Origin of the sequence: Ruminobacter sp. RM87 (assembly GCF_000701925.1) — a bacterium.
GTDB classification, from domain to species: Bacteria; Pseudomonadota; Gammaproteobacteria; order Enterobacterales; family Succinivibrionaceae; genus Ruminobacter; species Ruminobacter amylophilus.
The window spans coordinates 1-21,178 of the sequence record NZ_JNKD01000012.1 but is presented as its reverse complement, the minus strand read 5'-3'; the positions used below and the strand labels follow the sequence as shown (position 1 = coordinate 21,178).

Annotated in this window: 17 protein-coding genes; 15 read left to right on the top strand and 2 right to left on the bottom strand. The window is 48.3% G+C overall.

The genetic code is table 11. The features are described from left to right. Window positions 1–1,198 precede the first annotated feature (1,198 nt). The 8 genes from T489_RS0104675 to trxB all read left to right on the top strand — a co-directional run bounded on the left by T489_RS0104675 (window position 1,199) and on the right by trxB (window position 9,154). Window positions 1,199–1,570: a hypothetical protein gene (locus T489_RS0104675; protein WP_051621784.1), complete on the top strand. Its 372-nt coding sequence runs from the start codon at window positions 1,199–1,201 to the stop codon at window positions 1,568–1,570. Window positions 1,571–1,585: 15 nt separating this feature from the next. Beyond that, window positions 1,586–1,894 carry a hypothetical protein gene (locus tag T489_RS0104670; protein ID WP_031578891.1) on the top strand — a complete coding sequence of 103 codons (309 nt, stop codon included), beginning with the start codon at window positions 1,586–1,588 and terminating at the stop codon, window positions 1,892–1,894. A 37-nt stretch (window positions 1,895–1,931) separates the two neighbouring features. Then, window positions 1,932–4,181: an anaerobic carbon-monoxide dehydrogenase catalytic subunit gene (locus T489_RS0104665; RefSeq protein ID WP_084155402.1), complete on the top strand. Its 2,250-nt coding sequence runs from the start codon at window positions 1,932–1,934 to the stop codon at window positions 4,179–4,181. A gap of 112 nt (window positions 4,182–4,293) precedes the next feature. Next, on the top strand, window positions 4,294–5,298 hold the full coding sequence (locus tag T489_RS0104660; RefSeq protein WP_084155401.1) for an ABC transporter substrate-binding protein: 1,005 nt from the start codon (window positions 4,294–4,296) through the stop codon (window positions 5,296–5,298). After that, window positions 5,288–6,079: an ABC transporter permease gene (locus T489_RS0104655; protein WP_031578888.1), complete on the top strand. Its 792-nt coding sequence runs from the start codon at window positions 5,288–5,290 to the stop codon at window positions 6,077–6,079. The genes T489_RS0104660 and T489_RS0104655 overlap by 11 nt, the downstream gene beginning before the upstream one ends. 4 nt (window positions 6,080–6,083) lie before the next feature. Then, window positions 6,084–6,857, top strand: coding sequence for an ABC transporter ATP-binding protein (locus T489_RS0104650; RefSeq protein WP_031578887.1), 774 nt, complete (start codon window positions 6,084–6,086; stop codon window positions 6,855–6,857). A gap of 308 nt (window positions 6,858–7,165) precedes the next feature. After that, window positions 7,166–7,933, top strand: a complete 768-nt coding sequence (locus T489_RS0104640; RefSeq protein ID WP_031578886.1) for an EF-hand domain-containing protein — start codon at window positions 7,166–7,168, stop codon at window positions 7,931–7,933. Between the two features lie 273 nt (window positions 7,934–8,206). Continuing rightward, window positions 8,207–9,154 (top strand): thioredoxin-disulfide reductase, encoded by a 948-nt coding sequence (trxB, locus tag T489_RS0104635; RefSeq protein ID WP_031578885.1) that lies wholly within the window; start codon window positions 8,207–8,209, stop codon window positions 9,152–9,154. 133 nt (window positions 9,155–9,287) lie between these two features. Here the strand turns inward: trxB and T489_RS0104630 are convergent, their stop codons facing one another. Both T489_RS0104630 and T489_RS0104625 read right to left on the bottom strand, forming a co-directional pair. Further along, window positions 9,288–10,253: a GTP-binding protein gene (locus tag T489_RS0104630; protein WP_031578884.1), complete on the bottom strand. Its 966-nt coding sequence runs from the start codon at window positions 10,251–10,253 to the stop codon at window positions 9,288–9,290. An 11-nt stretch (window positions 10,254–10,264) separates the two neighbouring features. Beyond that, the gene (locus T489_RS0104625) at window positions 10,265–11,335 is read right to left on the bottom strand and encodes an NAD(P)-dependent alcohol dehydrogenase (RefSeq protein ID WP_304412624.1); all 1,071 of its coding nucleotides are present in this window, start codon (window positions 11,333–11,335) and stop codon (window positions 10,265–10,267) included. Between the two features lie 498 nt (window positions 11,336–11,833). Here T489_RS0104625 and trmL point away from each other — a divergent pair, with 498 nt between their 5' ends. The 7 genes from trmL to T489_RS13480 all read left to right on the top strand — a co-directional run. Further along, entirely contained in the window at window positions 11,834–12,304 is a 471-nt protein-coding gene (gene trmL, locus T489_RS0104620; RefSeq protein WP_031578880.1) for a tRNA (uridine(34)/cytosine(34)/5-carboxymethylaminomethyluridine(34)-2'-O)-methyltransferase TrmL, read from the top strand. A 176-nt stretch (window positions 12,305–12,480) separates the two neighbouring features. Further along, the gene (locus T489_RS0104610; protein WP_084155399.1) at window positions 12,481–13,242 is read left to right on the top strand and encodes a DedA family protein; all 762 of its coding nucleotides are present in this window, start codon (window positions 12,481–12,483) and stop codon (window positions 13,240–13,242) included. A 124-nt stretch (window positions 13,243–13,366) separates the two neighbouring features. Continuing rightward, on the top strand, window positions 13,367–14,293 hold the full coding sequence (cysK, locus tag T489_RS0104605; protein WP_031578878.1) for a cysteine synthase A: 927 nt from the start codon (window positions 13,367–13,369) through the stop codon (window positions 14,291–14,293). A gap of 365 nt (window positions 14,294–14,658) precedes the next feature. Next, window positions 14,659–15,927: a dicarboxylate/amino acid:cation symporter gene (locus T489_RS0104600; RefSeq protein WP_051621783.1), complete on the top strand. Its 1,269-nt coding sequence runs from the start codon at window positions 14,659–14,661 to the stop codon at window positions 15,925–15,927. A gap of 221 nt (window positions 15,928–16,148) precedes the next feature. Further along, window positions 16,149–19,616 (top strand): hypothetical protein, encoded by a 3,468-nt coding sequence (locus T489_RS0104595; protein ID WP_031578876.1) that lies wholly within the window; start codon window positions 16,149–16,151, stop codon window positions 19,614–19,616. A gap of 230 nt (window positions 19,617–19,846) precedes the next feature. After that, window positions 19,847–20,467, top strand: coding sequence for a YigZ family protein (locus tag T489_RS0104590; protein WP_031578875.1), 621 nt, complete (start codon window positions 19,847–19,849; stop codon window positions 20,465–20,467). Window positions 20,468–20,986: 519 nt separating this feature from the next. Beyond that, the coding region (locus T489_RS13480; protein WP_037318737.1) for a hypothetical protein at window positions 20,987–21,178 on the top strand (192 nt) is incomplete at its 3' end.

Below are 21,178 nucleotides of genomic sequence, written 5' to 3'. Positions count from 1 at the left end.
CACACATCTGTACACACCTGATATACCGAGCCTCAGACACGCATTCATCAGCCGGTGAAGGCACGAAATAAAAATGATGAACACCTGCCTTTGCAATGGTCTTTATACAGTTATTAACTACCCCGTAAATTATATTTATTTATAAGTTTTATTATATTTTTCAAAAAACAAAGTAACGTTTTGTATTTCTACCACAAATGTTAATGATGATTGATAAGCACAGGCTTTTTATAAGTATGTTATGTTTTTTGACTTCCGGTGTTCTAGAAAACAGGTTATAAATTTTTTAGTAGTTTTTAAGTTATAATAATATCGTTACAACCCGTGATCCTGTGACCACTCTGAAGTCATCCCCATCGACGGGCGGTTCCAAACCGGAACAACTCCGTCTGTGCCCGGTTCGTCATTTTCAAGGAATCCCTTAAAAAATAACAGCTCCGACGCTCTGATTAATAAGATAACACATAATTTTTTAATATTCACAGTAGAACTTCAAATTTTTTCAACAAACCTATTATTAATATATATTTATCTTCATCGAATTCTTACTTTTCAAATCAAAAAATCTTAGAATGCATAAAGCTTTTTATTATAACTTAAATTAAATAACGATATATTTGTTATATTCAAATAATCTGATAATAAAGAAAAAGCATACACATATAAATAAAAAGTTTCCAATAATACAAAAATTCATAAATGTATCTTATTTAGACATATAAATATTCCTGCATGGAATTAACAGATTCCTGCACAATCAATGTATATTTTTTGAACATTTTTATTTTGAATGCGCATAAAAACTTTTTTTTCGGAAACGTGATATTTTTCATTTTTTGCTTATTCTGCTTCCTGTCTTCTGACATACGGATTCAGAGATTATGTACAGTATTCACGTCACGGCACTGCTCCCGGAGTCCTGCGGACAGTCTCTTTAAACCGGCTTTTTCCGTGAAATTAAGTTTTTTTTAAATTCCTAGTATTTTAGTATTGATTTTATACCCGGAATTATGTATCATTCGCATATCATAGTTTTTCAGTATGTTTTCAGGAGTATTTGTTTTTCAGGCTTCAGACCTATCAGCATCAGCTATTCCTACTGAAATGCCGAAGATTCATCATTCCCCCTGAAAACACGAACCGTTAACAGTTTTAAGGCAGAAAACCAGGTTTTCCGCCAAGAGTGAGGATTATAAAAATGTGCTGTTTTTTCATTCCAACCGCCGAGGCCGCCATCCTGACCCTGACCTCAGCCGCATTAAAAAATAACTGCAATCCCGGAGTTCAGCTTTTCAGAAGGCATGCAAACGGACTGTCAAAGCTTCTTGCAGGCGGTTCACTGTTACTCGCGTTAGAACACATATGGCACGGTGAAATAACCTTCCACTTCCCTTTCATCACTGCCATGGAAACCCCGGAGGATACCGCGGTCATGCTTCAGGAACTTGCTGACGTGGGCGTACCGATGGCTCTTCTGGTAACCTTCGCCTACATAACCTTCTCGGCGCTGAGATCCTTCTTTGCCGGACACGCATCTGCAGCCCGCGATCTTTCAGGTTCAGCAAAGTAAAACGGGAGGAAGAAAATGATACTGGTACTTTCAATGCTTATCTTCGGTCTGATTTCAACCATAGGCTACATCCTGGACCGCAGCGGCAGATTCAGAATATCAGCTCTCTGCTACATGTTCTACGGCAGTATGCTCATGTGGAGCGTGGATCTCTATACCGAGCTTAAGGAAGACGGTCTTAAGGCGCTGGCCATGAATCCCGGGGAAATGATTGACGATCTTCTTCTTTCAGCTTCGGTTACCGTACTGGCTCTGGCCGTATGGGGAGTAATCAACGCATGGCACGCATTCAGAAAACCGGCCCGGGTTACTGAAGCGGCATAGGTTTCCGCTTATAAGAAACGACAGACAGGAGAACAAAATGTCAGATAACGGCAAGTCATTGCAGATTAAGGGAATCATCGGCAGTTCCTCAGAGGAGAGTGACTGTATTCACTCCGTAGAACATGCGCATTCCCATGACCATGGTCACGACCATTCACATGCCCACGGATACGGTCATTCACACGGAGGTCTGGAACATTTTCACAGCCACCGCAACATTATCGGTTTTGACGAACACGGCATCCCTACCGTAATTCTGAAGGGAGACCATCAAGCCGGAGATGAAGCGGAAGAGAATGAGGATTCATTCATAAAGGACTACACCAAAGCGGTTAATGAATACCGCAAGACCTTCCCTTCAAAGCAGGACGTAATCGAAAACACTCCGGATCCTGCCGTAAGAGACATGATTTTAAGAGCGGAACAGATTGGCTTTGACACCGCCTTTGACCGCTTCGACAGACAGAAGCCCCAATGTAACTTCGGCATGGCCGGTATCTGCTGCAAAATCTGCAACATGGGTCCGTGCCGTATCACTCCGAAGGCAAACAGAGGCGTATGCGGAGCCGATGCGGATCTGATTGTGTCCCGCAATCTTCTGCGCGCAGGAGCCGCCGGCGCCGCTCAGCACGGCATGCATGCCAGAGAGGTTATTCTCAACCTCAAGTGGGCTGCCGAAGGAAAGCTGGACGTACCGATCATCGGTGCGCAGAAGGTTAAGGATGTGGCAAAGGCCTTCGGTCTCGAAACCGAAAACCGCACCGTGAACGAAATAGCTTCAGAGCTTGCCGACGTGCTGCTTGAGGATCTTTCAAGACCTACTCCGGACGACTACAGAACCATAAAGGCTCTGGCACCTGCGGAACGTCAGCAGGTATGGAAGGAACTTGACATCATCCCCATCAGCGCCTACCACGAAGTGTTCGAGGCCTATCACAAGTCAGGATGCGGCATTGACGGCGACTGGCGATCCATCATGCAGCAGTTCCTGCGCTGCGGACTGGCCTTCACCTTTACCGGCGTGGTGGCCACCAACATCGCCACCGACTGTCTGTTCGGCGTGGGTGACCGCGTAACCTCGATGGTTAACCTGGGTGCACTCAAAAAGGGATACGTTAACATTGCCGTACACGGACATCTGCCGCTTCTCGTAAGCCAGATTGTAAAGTCAGGCCAGACTGAAAAGATGATTAACCTGGCCAGGGAAAAAGGAGCTCTCGGCATCAGATTCTACGGCATCTGCTGTTCAGGTCTTGCCGCCATGTACCGCTACGCCGGCGTTATTCCGCTCTCCAACGCGGTATCCGCCGAGCTTGTTCTCGGTACCGGAGCGCTGGATCTGTGGGTAGCCGACGTACAGGACGTGTACCCTGCGATCATGGATGTGGCCAGATGCTTTAAGACCGCCGTGGTCACCACCTCCGAAAGCGCAAGACTTCCGGGAGCCGAAAGATTCGAGTTTGACCACCGTCACTCCAACATCGGCGAAACCAGGGAACTGGCTGACAGAATCGTACTGAGAGCCATTGAGAGCTTCGAACAGCGCAGGGGCATTCCGGTATATATTCCTCCTTATGAGGTGGAAGCCGAAATCGGCTTCTCGGTTGAGTACGTATGCAGAAGATTCGGCAGCTTCGGTCCGCTTCTTGAGGCGTTAAAGAGCGGACAGATTCTCGGTATCGTGAACATGGTCGGCTGCAACAACACCAAGGTGGTATACGAACGCACCATCATTGACGTTGCCGACGTACTGCTTAAAAACAACGTGCTTATCCTGTCCAACGGCTGCGCCTCATTCCCGCTGATGAAGCTCGGCTACTGTGCGAAGAACGCTCAGGACAAGGCCGGAGACAGACTGAAGGAATTCCTGAAACCGGATCTTCCTCCTGTATGGCATGTGGGCGAATGCATCGACAATACCCGTTCATCAGGTATTTTCGGCGGAATCGCCGGAGCTGCGGGCAAATTTATTTATGAAATGCCGTTCGGCTTCGCGTCTCCTGAATGGAGCAACGAAAAGGGTGTCGATGCGGCTCTGGGCTTCCGTCTCATGGGCGTGAACTCATACCACTGCGTTGAAGCCCAGATTCACGGTTCAAAGAACATTATCGAGTTCCTCAAGGAAGGAACCAGGGAAAAGCTCAAGTCGGTAATGTACGTGAACACAGATCCGTTCCTGGTGGGCAAGAAGATCGTGGATGACATGATCGTTAAAAGACGAGCCCTCGGCTGGTGGGTTCCTGATTCCATTCTTGATCCCCGCACCGAAAATGCCGGAGAACAGTAACCGGAAAAAAACAGATAACGCCGCCAGTCCCTGAATCCGATTCAGAGACTGACGGCACGGAAACAGACTGAACATATTACAAATAAAAACCTGATAAATAAGGAGAAACAGCATGATCAAAAAGTTTTACCCCCCTATTGCCATAGCACTTCTTGCAGCCCTTACCGCCTGCGGTGACGGCAGCACAGGTTCCAAAGAACAGAATGCGGCCCCGGCGGAAGCCCAGAAGGTGGAAAATACCGTATCAAAGGCGGAAACCAGGGAACACCGCACCATCAAGCTCGCCTATCTGCCGATTACCCACTCACTGGCAGGTTTTGAGGCGGCAGAAACCGAAAGACTGAAAAAGGAAACCGGTCTTGACATCGAACTGGTGAAATTCGGCTCCTGGACTGAACTCATGGACGCACTCAACACCGGTCGCGTTGATGCGGCGGTTGCCCTTGTTGAATTGGTAATGAAGGCAAGAGAACAGGGAATCGACGTTTATCTTACCTCCCTTGCACACCGTGACGGCAACGTGATTGTGGTAGGCAACGACATTCAGAGCGTGGCCGACCTCAAGGGCAGGACCTTCGCGATTCCGCACAGACAGTCTTCACACTACATTCTTCTTAACGAAGCTCTGGCAAAGGAGGGTGTGGACATCAACGACATCACCATTACCGAACTGGCACCTCCTGAAATGCCATCAGCGCTTGCCTCAGGTCAGATTGCCGGCTACTGCGTTGCAGAACCTTTCGGAGCAAAGGCAGTATCACTCAATATCGGCAAGGTTCTCTTCAACTCAAAGGATCTGTGGCCTGACTCAATCTGCTGCGGTCTGGCTTTAAGCGGCAAATTCCTCAGCGAACATCCTGAACTGGCCTCACAGCTGGTAAGAGCCGTAAGGGAAGCCGGTCTCAACCTTGAACATGACCACGAACATGAAAAGGAACTGGCCGCGAAGTACTTCAAGGTATCAAAGGACACACTGGATGTTTCACTGCAGTGGATCTCCTTTGACAATCTGGAAATCAAAAAGGAAAACTATGACATTCTCAGTGAAAAGGTAAAGAAATACGGTCTGTCAGAAAATCCGGTACCTTATGAGGATATTGTGAAAAATGTCGAATAAAGCTCTGCGATACCTTTCCAAAAAAGCTGTCGGCTTCGGCTATGCCGCGGTTTCATTGCTGCTGTTTGTAACCATATGGCAGATAACCGTCAGCCTTTCCGGAGTCAACGAGGCACTGTTTCCGTCACCGCTCTCGGCCTTCAACGCCCTGCTGGAAATCATCGGTGACGGAACCCTGACGGATCACGTGATTTCAAGCATGTTCCGTTTTGCCGTCGGTTTTGTGGTTGCCGTGGCCATCGCCGTGGTCGGAGGCATCATCTTCGGCTGGTTTGACGTACTGTACCGTCTCATCAATCCGATCATTCAGCTGCTCCGCCCCATTTCACCTATCGCCTGGATGCCTTTCATCGTGCTGGCATTCGGTATCGGTGACATGCCGGCCATCGTGACCATTTTCATCGCGGCCTTCTTCCCGGTATTCATATCCACCGCCGTAGGCGTGAAGAACGTTCCGGAAATCTACCTCAAGGTAGCCCGCAACTTCGGTGTCGGCAAAGTGGAAATCTTCTGGAAGATTATATTTCCGGCCGCGTTTCCGCAGATTACCGGAGGTATTCATCTGGCTCTCGGTTCAGCCTGGGTGTTCCTGGTGTGCGGTGAGATGATTGGTGCCCAGTCCGGTCTCGGTTATCTGATTATCGACGCCCGCAATAATCTCAGATGCGACATTCTGGCCGCCGACATTGTGATTATCGGTATCATCGGTCTGCTGTTGGATACAGCTCTAAGATATGCGGAAGGACAGATTCTTAAAAAGTGGGGACTGCAGAAGGAGTAATTGAATGTATATCAACATCAGCAATGTAAACAAACAGTTCACCCACAAGGGAAAGCTGTTCACGGCTCTGAATAACGTAAACCTGACCATCGAAAAGGGAGAATTCATCTGCCTGCTCGGACCGTCAGGATGCGGTAAAAGCACCCTTCTGAATGCCATAGCGGGATTTGATCATCCGACCTCGGGTTCAATCACCATTGACGGAAAGGAAGTAACAAAGCCTTCCACCAGAAACGTGACCATCTTTCAGAACTACGGTCTGCTTCCGTGGAGAAACGTACTGAAGAACGTTGAGCTTGCCCTGGAATCAAACAAGGCGCTAAAGCCCGGGGAAAGAACCGAAATCGCCAGAAAATATCTTGATCTGGTAGGTCTAGGAAACTTTGCGGACGCGTCCCCTCATCAGCTTTCAGGCGGCATGCAGCAGAGAGTGTCAATTGCCCGAGCCCTTACCGCCAATCCTGACATCATCTTCATGGATGAACCGTTCGGGGCTCTGGATGCCATCACCAGAATGAAGCTGCAGGATGATATTCTGTCAATTCAGAAAAAGGAAAAGAAAACCATCATCTTCGTTACCCATGACATAGATGAAGCGGTTTATCTTGCGGACAGGGTTGTGGTAATGACTCCTAATCCGGGCATGGTAAAAAAGGTGCTTACCATAAATCTCGGACCGGGAAGGGATCGAACCTCTGACGATTTTCAGAAGATCCGCAACATCATTTTTGAAACCTTCAATATGAAGCACAGCTATCCTATTGAATACAGCATCTGATATGTATGTTCCGAGAAATCAGGAACATAAACCTCATATCATCAGGGCGGACATGCAAATCCGCCCTTTCTTTTTCCGCATATCCGGATTTCTGCTCTTCCTCAAACAGTCATTCCGCGAAAAATCAGCCTTATTTCAGCCGTTCATTACGTTGTGACAGATCATGTAACAATTTGTAATACATTAAAACCTTTCTGACACAGATCCTGCGAAGACTGTTTGTATAATTAACTCAGATTCAGTGAGAAACAGCCACACATCAGTTTCATTCACTGCACGAATAAAGATTAAATAATGAGGACATGAAAATGAATAAATCATTAATTACCGCCGTAGCCCTGGCAACCGTATTTACCTGCGGTTATGCATCCGCTCATGAAAATCACGGTGCACATCACCATGGATTCCCCCCTCTGACAGAATTTGATGCCGACAGGGACGGCGCTCTTAACAGCAGCGAACTCAAGGCATTCTCTCAGAATCTTTCCGAGAAAGCCGACAGACATCAGAAGTCTCTGGTAACTTTCGAAAAGGCTGATGCCGACGGAAACGGCTTTGTTACCCTTGACGAACTGGCTGTGGTCATTCCTAAGCCTGAACAGCCGAAAGCTGATGCCGGAAACAGAGCAAAGGCCGACGACAGAACCAAGGCGGACGGCAAGGCAGAAAAGGCTGATCGCAGACAGAAGGTGAACAGTGCTCACCACAGGGGACACCACAAGTCTCACGGCAAGCACGGCTTCCACCACGGCCCCGGCAGCTTTGACCAGCACCAGCCAAATCCAGTCATCTTTGTTTTACATCATTTTGATACCAACGGTGATTACAAGCTGGACAAGAGTGAATATGCAAAATTCATTGAAGCTGAAAGCGGCAGAGTCGCCATGGAAAAGCAGCTTGCCAAGGCAGTGCTGGGTGCGGATCTGAACAAGGACGGTCTGGTAATACCGCCTGAATTCGATGCCGTTTCACACCATATATTCCTGCAGAACGCTCCTGCCTACCAGCCAAAGGCTGCTCCTCAGCCTGAATCAGCCGATGATGCTGATGACGGTCAGGAGGAAGATTTCGAATAACAGCTGATACCTGATATCCGTAGCGCGTATCCCGACTGGCTCCCGCGGTCAGTCGGGCTTTTTGCGTTCCAGGCTCACTGCGGTTCCGTCTGAATTTCAGCCTGACATTACGCCGCATAATGAAAAAACCGGTCAGACAGTCTATAATGTTATGGGGGGACTCACATACTTTATCGGTAAGTGCGAGAAAACCTTCAGTATAAGGATTCAAAATCCATTAGAATAACGGAAATGCCCTGCGGCATTGCCGAACTAAACAACATCATTATGGAGATGCTTCAAATGTCAAAACATAAAGTGGTTATCATAGGTTCCGGTCCTGCCGGATGTACTGCCGCGATTTATGCGGCAAGAGCCAATCTCAGTCCGGTAGTCATCACCGGCATGAACGAAGGCGGTCAGCTTATTCAGACTCCCGACATTCAGAACTGGCCCGGAGAAACATCAATTTCCGGATATGACCTGATGGAAAAGCTGATAAATCACGCCAAGTCTCTAGGTGCCGAATTCATAAGCGATGAAATCAGCGAAGCTGACTTAAGCTCACGTCCGTTCACCCTCAAAGGTGATGCCGGCGAATATCAGGCCGACTCGGTAATTATCGCCACCGGAGCAAATCCAAAGTATCTCGGTCTGGAATCAGAAGAAAAGTTCAAAGGCAACGGCGTAAGCGCCTGTGCCACCTGCGACGGCTTCTTCTTCAGAAATCAGCCCGTAGCCGTAATCGGCGGCGGCAATACAGCTCTTACTGAAGCACTTTACCTTTCCGACATCTGCAGCAGCGTTTATCTGGTGCACCGCCGTGATTCATTCCGTGCCGAAAAGGCCGTCATCGACAGAATTCAGCAGAAAATAGATGAAGGCAGAATCACCCCGGTATACAACGCTGTTACAGATGAGATTCTCGGTGACGATCTCAAGGGCGTAACCGGACTCAGGGTTAAATACAGAGACGATCGCAGAGAGGAAATCAGCGTCAGCGGCATCTTTGTGGCCATCGGTCATACCCCGAACACCGGAGTTTTTGCCGGCCAGCTTGAAACCGATAACGGAACCATCATCACCGGCGTAAATCCCAAGTACAGAACCTCCGCCAGCATTTCTGGCGTGTTTGCGGCCGGCGACTGCGCGGACTCTCACTACAGACAGGCCATCACCTCGGCCGGAACCGGCTGTCAGGCGGCTCTTGACGCGGAAAAATTCCTGCAGGAGGCAGGCTGATTTCAGGACTGAATTAAAAGGGAACGGATTTACGTCCGTTCCCTTAAGGAAAATTCCCGGATACCGGCTGTTCGTTTCAGCCTGGGAATTCGGGAATTTTTTTATTGTGTCAAACTCACCGCACGAAAAAACACTAAAATCTCACGCTTCTGCCCGCGGCGTTCATTCCGCTCAGAAAATCAAAAGGACTTTCAACCAGATACTGCGATCTGAGACAGTCGGAAATCTTCTGACGGTCGATGTTTCTGCCTATGAACACGCACTCGGCAGTGAGCCCCTTTTCCCCGCCGCAGCCTTCTACGGATACTCTGCCGTTCACGACGTCAAACCGGATCCAGTCCCGCCCTGCGGGGATAATCCCCTTGGCCCTTACGATGAATCCGAACTCACCGCGAAGAACAGATTCAAGAATCCACAGCAGAGCTCCGGGTGACGGTACGGAGCAGTTCCTCACGGTTATGCTGTCAAGCTGCAGTCCTTCACACTCACCGTCACCGCTCATCACGGTTCCGTCATGAGGATTAATCAGGCCGTTCCACCATTCATCAGAACATTCCGAATAATGTCTGTCCAGAACCTTCGCTTCAGGATTGATTTTTAAAATCTCATCCCTTATTCCTGCAAAGAGTTCAGGATCCGGATGTTCAGGCCTGGATATCACCACGGTGGAGGAATATCTGAGCTGATCGGCGCAGACATCATGAAACAGATTCATGTTCTGATAAAAGCTCTCCGCATCAACCACCGTAACCGGAGGCAGGACGGAAATTCTTTCATATTCGATTTTCTTCAGGATCCTGAGGACATTGCCTAAAGCCCCCACTCCTGACGGTTCGACTATAAGCAGATCGGGAGAAACGGTATTTTCAATGGTTATCACCGAAGCATGCAGCTCTGAGCTTTTGGTACAGCAGACGCATCCTTCACGCAGATCAATGACATCGGCCCCGGAATCCGCACTGATTATCTGACCGTCGACATCAGTGCGGCCGAATTCATTCTCCAGAACGGCAAGCCGTTCCGTGGAACGGCTTATCAGTTTCCGGATAAACGTAGTTTTACCGGCTCCGAGGAAGCCGGAAACAACCAAAACCTTCATGGAAAATCCGCTTAATCAGGGATAACCACAGGCTTAATCAGATCCTTCGGCTTGTCACGCATCAGTTCCAGAGCCTCGGCACAGTGGTCCCAGCCGTGGAAGACGTGGGTAATTTCAGGTTTAACGTCAAGTCTGCCCGAAGCAACCAGAGAGGAGAGTTTTTCCATGCGCAGACGGCCGCCGGGCATCAGACCGGTAAGAATCTGCTTGTGGCCCATGCCGCAGCCCCATTCGGTTCTCGGAATGTTCACGAAGTCTCCGCTTCCCAGGTAGTTTACGGAACCTATGCGTCCGCCGGGCTTGAGGGATTTGATGGCGGCCTCGAAGGTACTTACGTCACCGCCGGCAATGCATACGCGATCCACGCCCTTGCCTCCGGTAAGTTCCATTACCTGATCCTCAATACTGCCGTCCTTGTATGAAATGAAATCGGTGGCGCCGTATCCCCTGGCCGCATTGATGCATACAGGTCTGGTACCTACGGCGATTATGCGGGAGGCACCTCTTAAGGAGGCTCCGGCAACGCTCATGAGACCTACCGCACCGATACCAATGACCAGCACGCTGTCACCGAACTGCACGTCGGCAAGTTCAACGGCATGGAATCCGGTCGGAACCATGTCTGAAAGGATACAGGCTTCCTCCACGGTCATGCCGTCGGGAATGAGAGCCAGATTGCCGTCGGCATCGTTCACATGGAAGTATTCGGAGAAAACGCCGTCCTTGAAATTGGAGAACTTCCATCCCGCGAGCATACCGCCGGAATGCATGCTGTATCCGGCCTGAGCCTCGAGAGAGTTCCAGTCAGGAGTAATGGCCGGAACAAGCACCCTGTCGCCCGGCTTGAAATCCTTGACTTCGGAACCGACTTCCACAATTTCACCGCAGCCTTCATGTCCCAGAATCATGTTGTGACGGTCACCGATGGCGCCTTCATACACGGTGTGAACATCAGAGGTACAGATAGCAATGGCCAGAGGTCTTACGATGGCATCCAGAGGTCCGCATTTAGGAACCTCCTTCTCTATCCAGCCAACCTTACCGATGCCAAGCATGGCAAAACCCTTCATCATTTTTCCCATAGCACAATCTCCAGAGTATCAGTCCGTCAGCCGATACCGTCCGAAAAACCGCCGCTTCACCTTCTCCCCTGCACGGAGATTCGGTGAACGGGAACAGTCCGAGGAAACGGCACGGCGATAGGCAGGAACAGTCCGCTCCCGCAGTTCTTTCCGGATAACGGGTTTACACTGCGGCAACGGCATATAAAACGATTTTGATTTTTTATCTATCCAGATATATTAAAACATACAACTGACGTGTTTTTGAACAGTAAAAGAATTCCTGATTGATAAAACCTGCCCATGGTCACAATTACCGTCAGTCCGGAAAAAACGTTCAGGAAAACAATTTCACTATTTGTGAACACTGGAAGTGAAAATTGATCTACAATATTGCAGCGCTGCGGATTCAAATGCCGCAGCCCCGTGAAACACTTGAATTTTCTGAATCCGTCCCCATGTAGAAAGAGACGGAATTCATGTTTACCAACTCATGAATACAAGACCCGAGGAGAGTCCATGTTAAATATCGTTCTGTTCCAGCCTGAAATTCCGGCAAACACCGGCAACATAATCAGATTATGTGCAAACACAGGATATCAGCTCCATATAGTGGAACCGGCAGCCTTCGTTCTTGACGACAAGAGACTGATGCGTGCAGGTCTTGACTACCATGAATTCGTAAACATCAAAAAGCACCGCAACCTTAACGAATGTCTGGAATACTTCAGGGGACACAACATTTATGCCTGTACCACCAAAGGACATGCATATCCCGACCAGTGCAGATTTCAGGAAGGCGATGTCCTGATTTTCGGAAAGGAAACCAAAGGACTTCCGGATGAATTCACCGATACTCTTGATGCCGACCACAAGGTCAGAATTCCGATGGTTCCGGGCAGCAGATGCATGAATCTGTCAAACAGCGTGGCAATTTTCATATTTGAATCATGGAGACAGCTGAAATTCAGCGGCTCTCAGCCGCAGTAATATTTCGGCATGCGGTTGAACTATTCCATTCTTTAAATATCAAAACTGCATGGTATGCCTTTGCATGATATAATCAGACGGATTTCAGAACGGATGATTTTGATGCGGGCGGTTTTACACAGAATTCCCCCGGGAAGTCTGCGCTTTAACATAACAATCAGGGATTTTTATCATACATGTTAGAAAAAACACTGAACTGGGTAGTGGAAAATCTTACGGGGCTCGGACCGTGGAATTACTTCATTGCCTTTGCCGTACTTATTCTCTGCGGTTTCGGAGTTCCGATACCGGAAGACATCACCCTTGTGGCCGGAGGTCTGGTATCAGGACTCGGCGCAACCGATATCGCCATCATGTCCCTCATATGCTTTGCAGGTGTTCTTATCGGTGACGCCACCATGTATTTCATAGGCAAGATTTTCGGATACAGAATCCAGAGATTCAAACCCATGCGCAAGATACTTACTCCTGAACGATTTGAATCTGTTCAGGAACAGTTTTCCAAATACGGCATCTGGGTGCTTTTCGCGGCCAGATTCATGCCGGGTCTCAGATCCCCTATTTTCATGGCTTCAGGCATGAGCCAGCGTGTTCCCTTCATACACTTTCTGCTGATGGACGGTTTTGCCGCCCTTATTTCAGTACCGGTATGGCTTCTTCTCGGATACTACTGCGCAAAAAGCATTCCGGAACTCATTGACAAGGTCAAGCACGGTCAGAGCGTCATGCACATCATCATCCTTGCGATTGTAGTTATAGCCATTGTGCTGGTTACCAAGAACCATCTTGCCAAAAAGAGAAAGCAGAAGGCTGAGGCACAGGCCAAGAAAAAGGAAGCTGAAGCACCTGCCGACGGGAACGAAGAAGCAAAGATTCCGGTACAGGATGCCGATGCCGCCAACGACAGCGCTTATGAAAACAAGGACAGGATAGATTAAATCAATGCGTCTGAAAGCCCGGGATACCCCGGGCTTTATGTCGCTAAAAAGGAAGTTTCAGTTTTAAAAGCCTCACTGCAGGAATTAAGCTGAACTCGCAACTGGACTATACGGACGGAGAATTATGGCACTTTACAATTCAGTAGAAGAACTCATCGGCAACACCCCTCTGGTAAGATTAAACAGATTTGAAGAAAAATATCAGATCAAAGCCCACCTTTACGCCAAGCTGGAAATGTTCAATCCTGCAGGTTCAATCAAGGATCGCGCAGCCTTAAGCATGGTCAAGGATGCTCTCGACAGAGGTCTCATTAAAAAGGGAAGCACCATCATCGAACCGACCTCAGGCAACACCGGCATCGGTCTGGCTCTGGTGGCAAGACTGTACGGTCTCAGACTCATCCTTACCATGCCTGAAAGCATGAGCATGGAAAGAAGAGCCCTGCTCAAAGCTCGCGGAGCCGAACTGGTTCTCACTCCTGCCGCCGACGGCATGAAGGGAGCCGTAAGCAGGGCGGAAGAAATCCATAAATCAGTTCCCGGCAGCATCATCGTCGGACAGTTCGAAAATCCTGCCAATCCGCTTGCTCACGAAAAAACCACAGCAAAGGAACTCTGGAAGGATCTCGACGGAAAGATTGACGCCGTGGTGGCCGGCATCGGTACCGGCGGTACCATTTCCGGCATTGCCAGAGGCCTCAAGGCCCTCAATCCGAAAATCAGAGCAGTAGGCGTTGAACCTGCCGAATCCCCTCTTATCACTCAGGGCAAGGCGGCTCCGCACAGGATTCAGGGCATCGGTGCCAACTTCATTCCGAAGTGCTACTACCCTGACGCCGTTGACGAGGTTCTGACCGTTAAGGGCGATGACGCCATCGATTTCACCGTTAAGCTCAATCAGGTTGAAGCGATTCTCGCCGGCATTTCCGCAGGCGGCAATCTTGCAGGAGCCGTGGAGCTTGCCAAGCGTCCGGAATTTGCCGGAAAGAACATCGTGGTGATTATTCCTGATACCGGTGAACATTACATCTCAACCGACATCTACGGTTAAAAGAACTCCCGATAACCTTTTTTAAGTAAAAGCCATCCTTAAGAGATGGCTTTTTCATCAAAAAAGCCGTCATACACGGCTTACTTCCGCCTAAACTGAGAGATCCTCTGCCATTTGAAAGCAAGCCTGTTTTCCGCACCGCATTTATGATTTATAGTATGAAAAGAGGTGGTATCAGATCACTAACCGCAGACTTCGTCATCAGTCATGATTTCCAGAGAAAAATCCTGACGGCTGTGATAAAATACTACAGTATTACAATTCATATATGTTTTGTATGATTTATTTAACCGCATTCAGTTCTTTAAACGGAAATCAGGCTTAGAGATAATGAAAAGTCTTCCGTTTATCATCCGGAGGTTCGCATGACCGAAATAAACATCAGGGCCCGACAGCATACCAGCTGGAAATACATAGGATTCTACATTGCCGCGGTAATTCTGGGCGTTATTGACGGCCTGTACCCTACAGTGGCAGGTATCGGCGTAGCCAAATTCATTTCCGACATCTTTATCAGGATGTTCAGTTTTGTCAGTATTCCCATCATCGGAGTAACCATCTGTCTTACCCTGGCAACCCTGGGATCATCAGCTTCATCAAAGTCACTCTGGAAACGCACTCTGGCCTACACCCTTACCACCACCGTGCTGGCGGCATCCGTCGCGGCAGTTCTTTATGCCGTTATCTCTCCGGAAAACTATATCCGTCCGGACACCGGCGATCTGACAATATCGGATGTGGGGCTTGAAGACAAGAAGGAATACATTGAATACTTCGTGAACATTTTCCCTGATAATATTCTGGCTCCTCTTGTCAACGGCAATATTCTGAGCGTACTGCTCATTGCGATTGTAACCGGCATTGCCATCCGCTACATGCGCAATGACGGTCACCGTCAGAGCGTTATCAGCGTACTCAGCGGTTTTCAGGAAATTCTGTTCATCATCATCAAGTGGATCATAACCATTCTGCCTCTGGGCATCTTCGGTTTTATTGCCGTGTGCGTGGAAAAATTCAGCTCCGGCCTGCAGCTTGGCGGACTGGCCTCATACTTTACCGTGGTAGTGGGCGCAAATCTCATTCAGGCCTTTGTGATTCTGCCACTGTTCCTCATCATCAAGAAAATCAATCCTGTAAAGACCTTTACGGGCATGTTCAACGCCCTGACCGTGGCTTTCTTTTCCAAGTCATCCGCAGCCACCCTGCCGATTACCATGGAATGTGCCGAAAAGAACAACGGCATTAAGCCGAAGGTATCAAGATTTGTACTGCCAATCTGCACCACCATCAACATGAACGGATGTGCGGCCTTCATTCTGACAACTGTTATGTATCTCATGCAGAATGACGGTGCCCAGATAGGACCTACCATGCTCATCATGTGGGTGGGCATCGCCACCCTGGCGGCTGTCGGCAACGCCGGAGTTCCTATGGGATGCTACTTCCTTTCCGCAAGTCTGCTGTCATCCATGGGGGTACCTATTGAGCTTTTAGGTATCATCTTCCCGATTTATGCCCTGCTCGACATGATTGAAACGGCACTCAACGTCTGGTCTGACTCATGCGTGGCCACAGCAGTCAACAGGGATATTGAAAACAGGGAAAAAGCTTCCGGCGGAGAAACCTCAGCCTGAAAAACCTAACCTCTTTTCTTAAAAAACAGGAATCCGAACTTCGGATTCCTGTTCTGTTCTGACATGAATATCCTGCTTCCGCCGTCAGTCTTCCGAAATTTTCAGTTTTTCCGGCGAACATTTCCGTCGTACTTGTATTTATTTTAACTAATCAACAGAAAAGCAACGCTTTATATATTAGAATTTTAAATTAGTGGAACTGTTTTTTGTGGAGTCCGGCAATGAAAAGAGCAACCTACATATACTGTCTGACCGCCGTATGTCTTATGTCTTTTTCCGGCAGCGCTGAAGCGTTAACCGTGCACAGCTGTGCCGATACCCTGTACGAATTCGTACAGACCTGCCGTGATGCTGAAACGAAGATCCCTAAAAGCACCCAGAGAAGCATGTACAACAAAGTCGCTGCCAACTGCTTCCCCAGCGCCTTTCAGGCAAACAACGGGGCCAACGACACTCAGGCGACTTCCGACTTCAGCAGTTTTTCACAATGTTCAGACATAACAGAGAATAAGCAGAAGTTCAAGTTTGCCAGTTCCATAAAAGCCAAAATTGATATAAATCAGAACACATCCGGAAACCAGCAGTGCAGACTTGCCACGCTTGAACCGAACAAACAGGATAACATGAAAAGCCTGAAATCCTTCTGCTATGCTTCGGTGAATAACAGTACGGTACGCACTCAGGCCGAGCGTGTTCACGACATTACTGATTTCTACAAAGACTTCGTAATGCAGGATCCTGATCCGGAAAAGGAACAGTTCAGAAAAGACAATCTGTCCAAAGCAAAGAAGAACTGCGGAAGCACCTTTGAGTATTTTATTGATCCGTCATCAGTTGATTCAAGCGGAACCGTATACCTGTCATCAAACAAAATCAATATTCTGAACAAATACGTTTTCGGAAACGACAGTATCAATTATTATGCAACCAACAGCAGCCCCCAGAGTCCTTCGCTGATACTTATTGCTGAAAATGATATTGTTCTCACCAGAAAAACCGGCGATCCGTATCACGGAACTGCCTATCTTATGACTTCCGGCAAGGCTACCATTTCAGGAGTAACGGACTTTACCGGTGGAATCAACTCCCGCGAGCTCGAAATGACCTGCAGTACTTATTTTGGATTCAGTATCTCATGCAGTTCTTTGGATACTTTTGAGGTTACCGGCTCCACTCAGCTGACAGCTTGTGAAGAGGTCGAGCTGGAAGATGACATCAATTTCTCCTACTACCGCGTGTATCTGGAACAGCTTTCAGGCTGCGCACCTACCGTAAGTCTTGTGGTTCAGAACTGTACCCAGGGCGGTTTCTGCGAGGTTCCGACCGAAAATGTCAGCATAAACATCAACGGCAAGGCCTATACAGCCAGCAGTGCAAACGGCTACCGCATCACCTTCGATCACGGTGATCCCGTAACCTATTCCGTAAGACCTTCAGGCGAAAACACCTACCTGTTCTGCGGAACCGACAATACCGCCCTGCTCAGTGAATCATGCAGCTTCACCACCACTGAATGCGTGGAGGGCGCTACCGAGGATCTGGAAAACTACGTCAATTCCATGAACACCTCAGCCATCTACAGCGACACCCTTTCAAGTGACGTCAAATCCGTTGACAGCATAACCCTTACCCTGAAAGGCAATACCGAAGTCACCTTAAAGGATTCGGCAAACAATACATATACCCTGTTCTCAGGCAGGGATCATGAAACCTCCTTTACCGAGGCGAAGGTAACCCTGCCGGTTGAATACGTCAAAACTACCGGCAGCATAATACCTAAATTCAAATTCATGACCACGGTGGATCGCAGCACTCTGTATCCTGTCAAGTCAGAACTCAACGTAACAAAGGTAACCATCGTTGCGGGCAAGGAAAAGACATCAAAGGACGTGATTGTCAGAAACTTTAACGAAGGGGAAACACCGGATCAGTATCTGGTTGCCATCCCATACGCCATCTGCTACGATCTGAGAACCTCCCAGGCAACTGAAACCGACAGAGTGAGCACGGTTAAATACAGACCGGTATATGCCAATGCTCCGTACTACCTCAGAGGATATGCCGTCGGCTGTCCTGATTCAGGATGTTCCGGTTCGGTAACCCAGACCAGCCTTAAAAACCTGTGCAGCACTGCCGCCATCGTAAAGATTCCGAAAGCCGGCAATCAGGCAAAAAGCATAGTCTATCCGACAGAGGCCGCCAAATCACTGTCTCCGCAGAAGCTCTCTGTCTGGAGCACATCACTTGCGGGCAATACCACCTCCGCATCCAAAACGGCTGACTTTACCGTTTACAGTGACGGTTCCTCAGAAACCGAGTATCTGAACATCGGCTATACCGGCAATCCTGCTCTGACCACCAGGGTTCAGCTGACTGACTCCGGATGGTACAGCCTGTCTGCCCAGCCGGCAGTGAAGCATCAGGCCACCTCTTCTATATCAACCTATTTCTACAGTCCGGTATTTACCGTAATCCCTCAGAAGCTGGCACTCGCCTCTGACAGATTTGTCATCAACGACTTCTACAGGTTCAGAGCGGCCGACGGTTTCAGCTACCGTTCATCAGATGAGGGAATGGTCAGTTTCCTGAAAAAAGATGCCTATGCCTACGTAGGTACCGCCACCTGTCCTATGTACTACAACCAGAAGCTGACCATATCAGGATATCTCAACGGCTACGGCTATCAGGGCAAACTGCAGAACAATTTCACCAACGACTTCTTCAGAGTTCCGTCTGAAACCGAGCTCGGATACTCAGGAGCCGTACTCGTAATTCCGCTGGCTCAGTCCGCCACCTCATACGTTGAGGAAAGCAGCCACAATCCATGCGCCAACACCTCATCATCGGCCTGTTCGGGATATGATGACTTTGTGGCGGGAAAAGGAATTCCTTTCTACACCACCGTTTCAGTTCCCGGAGTGAATACCGAAACCGTAAGACGCAAATCAGCGTCTGAAAAGTTTGCCTACTACAGCCGGCTGAACGCCTGTCTGGCAAACAATGACAGTTATACATTCTCTGAAGGAACTGACTGTGCCGAAACCACATTCACCTGCGGTTCAGGAAATGATTTATGCGTATCAGGAAATACGGTAACCACGGATAATACCGATATTACCGGAGCAACGCTTTCAACCGCTCATCAGGGGTACGCCTCAAAGCTCAGAACCCTTTCAGACAACACGGTTTATCTGGGCAGAATCATGACCGACCACATCGTGGGCCGTGGCACTGTCGAAAGCAGCAATACCGAAAGCAACACGCTGTATTCACCTCTGTTCATCAAGGCCTACACTGATGAAGGGTGGAAGGATGTGAACGACAGCTGTACCGTGCTGTACACTGAGGAGGAGGAACCGTATAAAGCCTCACTGGATTTCAGAGACCTTAAAGGAACCATCACCTATAAGCTCTGCGGAAAACCGCATAATAATACCGCTCCTGACTGCAGTGAAAAACACAGGACATTCAGCAGTGGCTCACTGTGGCTGCAGGCAGTGAAGACCGGCACCGGAGATGCCTACGTAAGCTATACGCTCAAAAACACCTCCGGAGGCGTTTCGGAATCACCTTTCTTCCATCTGGAACATCTTTATGATGCCAATACCTCCAAGGGCTCTTTCAAGTTCAACACCCTTGTAGGCAATAAACGCATCATCGAAAGAAAGATAAACACCGGTTCAAGATAACCCTGCCGAATCAGCATGCCGCTCCATCGTGAGCGGCATTTTTATGAAAGGCACCTGCATGCCCCGATACGTAAAAAACGCCTTTCAATTCTGCTGATCCGTTTTTCACCTCATGAAACGATTTATCAGGCCACGATCATAGGATGTTCGTGCTACAATACGCGGACGGCGGTTTCAGACCGTCGTCTGACACCAGACACCATTCCGTCATCAACAGAGGAGAACCAGCAATGTCAGATTACGGTTATAAGATTCCGGCTCTGAATGACGGAGAAGTCTTTCGTAACGAAATCGTCATCAAAAAAAGCCGTTTCATCACCAGTGCAGGACACACCAGAGGTGTTGCCGAAGCCGAAGCGTTTCTTGCCCGAATCCGTCAGGAATTTGCCGACGCCAGACATAACTGCTACGCATTCAATGCCGGCAAAGGCAACGAAACCGCCTTTATCGGCTGTTCTGACGACGGCGAACCAAAGGGAACCGCAGGCAGACCAATGCTCAACGTTCTCGTTCACTCCGGCATCGGAGAAATCTCCATAGTGGTTACCAGATATTTCGGAGGAATTCTGTTGGGAACCGGAGGGCTCGTGAGAGCATACCAGGACAGCGTAAAGGAAATTCTGACAGCCCTGCCGTTAAAGGATCCTGAAAACCTCGAGGAAATACGCTTTACCGCGGATCTTGCAAGAATGCACATTCTCGAAGAGCTTGTAAGAAAATACGGAGGCAGAGTCATCTCCAGAGATTTTTCCGGCACCTGCTGCACATATACCGTCACGGCTGATGCCGTAAAGGCGGCTTTTCTCAAAAAGGATCTGGAACGCCTTAATCAGACAGCTCAGGTCAGCTGATTTTTCAGGTGTTTCTGAATGCCATATCATCCGGAAACCTTGTATACGGGTTTTCCGGGCTTTTTTTTGTTTGAATGCTTAAAATATTAGAGTACTTTTGCCCCTTCTTCAATATTTACATTCCCAACAATTCCGTGAAAAACCATTATTTTTCTATAGAACTTAATCTTATGCGGAGCGAAATACGGATACTCAATTATCCGTATAACGCCGCCTGTTAAAAATAAAAACAACCCTGAACCGGCAGTACCGGTTCAATCCACTGAGTCTCTTTGTTTTCAGCATACAGTAAGACAACTATCACATGATAAAAGTTCATTTTTAACATGAATAATCAGAATATCTTTCAGTACCGCAATAAAAAAGGCGACACATCCGTGTCGCCTTTTCAACCGAAACTTTGCTGTTTTAAACATATACGAAAAATAATTTTATGGAAGTTATAGAAAACACGAGACTTCCATAATTTTTTGCAGTATAATATAAACATATGTATTGTATGTTTATATGGATGATTTTATGGCCGTAACAGACACTCCGAAATTACCACCTCTCATGATTATCAATCAGGGAAAATACTCTTATGTCACGACGTATAAGATTGCCTGGGACAAAACACTCAGACAGCCGAGAAGGGTACCGGGGCAGAATAAAACCGTGGGGAAGATTGTCGGTGGCGGAACTGAAGGCGTCATAGAATGGAATTCTGAA

Excerpts from the sequence above, each read along its gene's own strand:
- T489_RS0104675 (WP_051621784.1), top strand. The coding sequence starts at position 1,199 with ATGTGCTGTTTTTTCATTCCAACCGCCGAGGCCGCCATCCTGACCCTG.
- T489_RS0104670 (WP_031578891.1), top strand. The coding sequence starts at position 1,586 with ATGATACTGGTACTTTCAATGCTTATCTTCGGTCTGATTTCAACCATA.
- T489_RS0104665 (WP_084155402.1), top strand. The coding sequence starts at position 1,932 with ATGTCAGATAACGGCAAGTCATTGCAGATTAAGGGAATCATCGGCAGT.
- T489_RS0104660 (WP_084155401.1), top strand. The coding sequence starts at position 4,294 with ATGATCAAAAAGTTTTACCCCCCTATTGCCATAGCACTTCTTGCAGCC.
- T489_RS0104655 (WP_031578888.1), top strand. The coding sequence starts at position 5,288 with ATGTCGAATAAAGCTCTGCGATACCTTTCCAAAAAAGCTGTCGGCTTC.
- T489_RS0104650 (WP_031578887.1), top strand. The coding sequence starts at position 6,084 with ATGTATATCAACATCAGCAATGTAAACAAACAGTTCACCCACAAGGGA.
- T489_RS0104640 (WP_031578886.1), top strand. The coding sequence starts at position 7,166 with ATGAATAAATCATTAATTACCGCCGTAGCCCTGGCAACCGTATTTACC.
- trxB (WP_031578885.1), top strand. The coding sequence starts at position 8,207 with ATGCTTCAAATGTCAAAACATAAAGTGGTTATCATAGGTTCCGGTCCT.
- T489_RS0104630 (WP_031578884.1), bottom strand. The coding sequence starts at position 10,253 with ATGAAGGTTTTGGTTGTTTCCGGCTTCCTCGGAGCCGGTAAAACTACG.
- T489_RS0104625 (WP_304412624.1), bottom strand. The coding sequence starts at position 11,335 with ATGGGAAAAATGATGAAGGGTTTTGCCATGCTTGGCATCGGTAAGGTT.
- trmL (WP_031578880.1), top strand. The coding sequence starts at position 11,834 with ATGTTAAATATCGTTCTGTTCCAGCCTGAAATTCCGGCAAACACCGGC.
- T489_RS0104610 (WP_084155399.1), top strand. The coding sequence starts at position 12,481 with ATGTTAGAAAAAACACTGAACTGGGTAGTGGAAAATCTTACGGGGCTC.
- cysK (WP_031578878.1), top strand. The coding sequence starts at position 13,367 with ATGGCACTTTACAATTCAGTAGAAGAACTCATCGGCAACACCCCTCTG.
- T489_RS0104600 (WP_051621783.1), top strand. The coding sequence starts at position 14,659 with ATGACCGAAATAAACATCAGGGCCCGACAGCATACCAGCTGGAAATAC.
- T489_RS0104595 (WP_031578876.1), top strand. The coding sequence starts at position 16,149 with ATGAAAAGAGCAACCTACATATACTGTCTGACCGCCGTATGTCTTATG.
- T489_RS0104590 (WP_031578875.1), top strand. The coding sequence starts at position 19,847 with ATGTCAGATTACGGTTATAAGATTCCGGCTCTGAATGACGGAGAAGTC.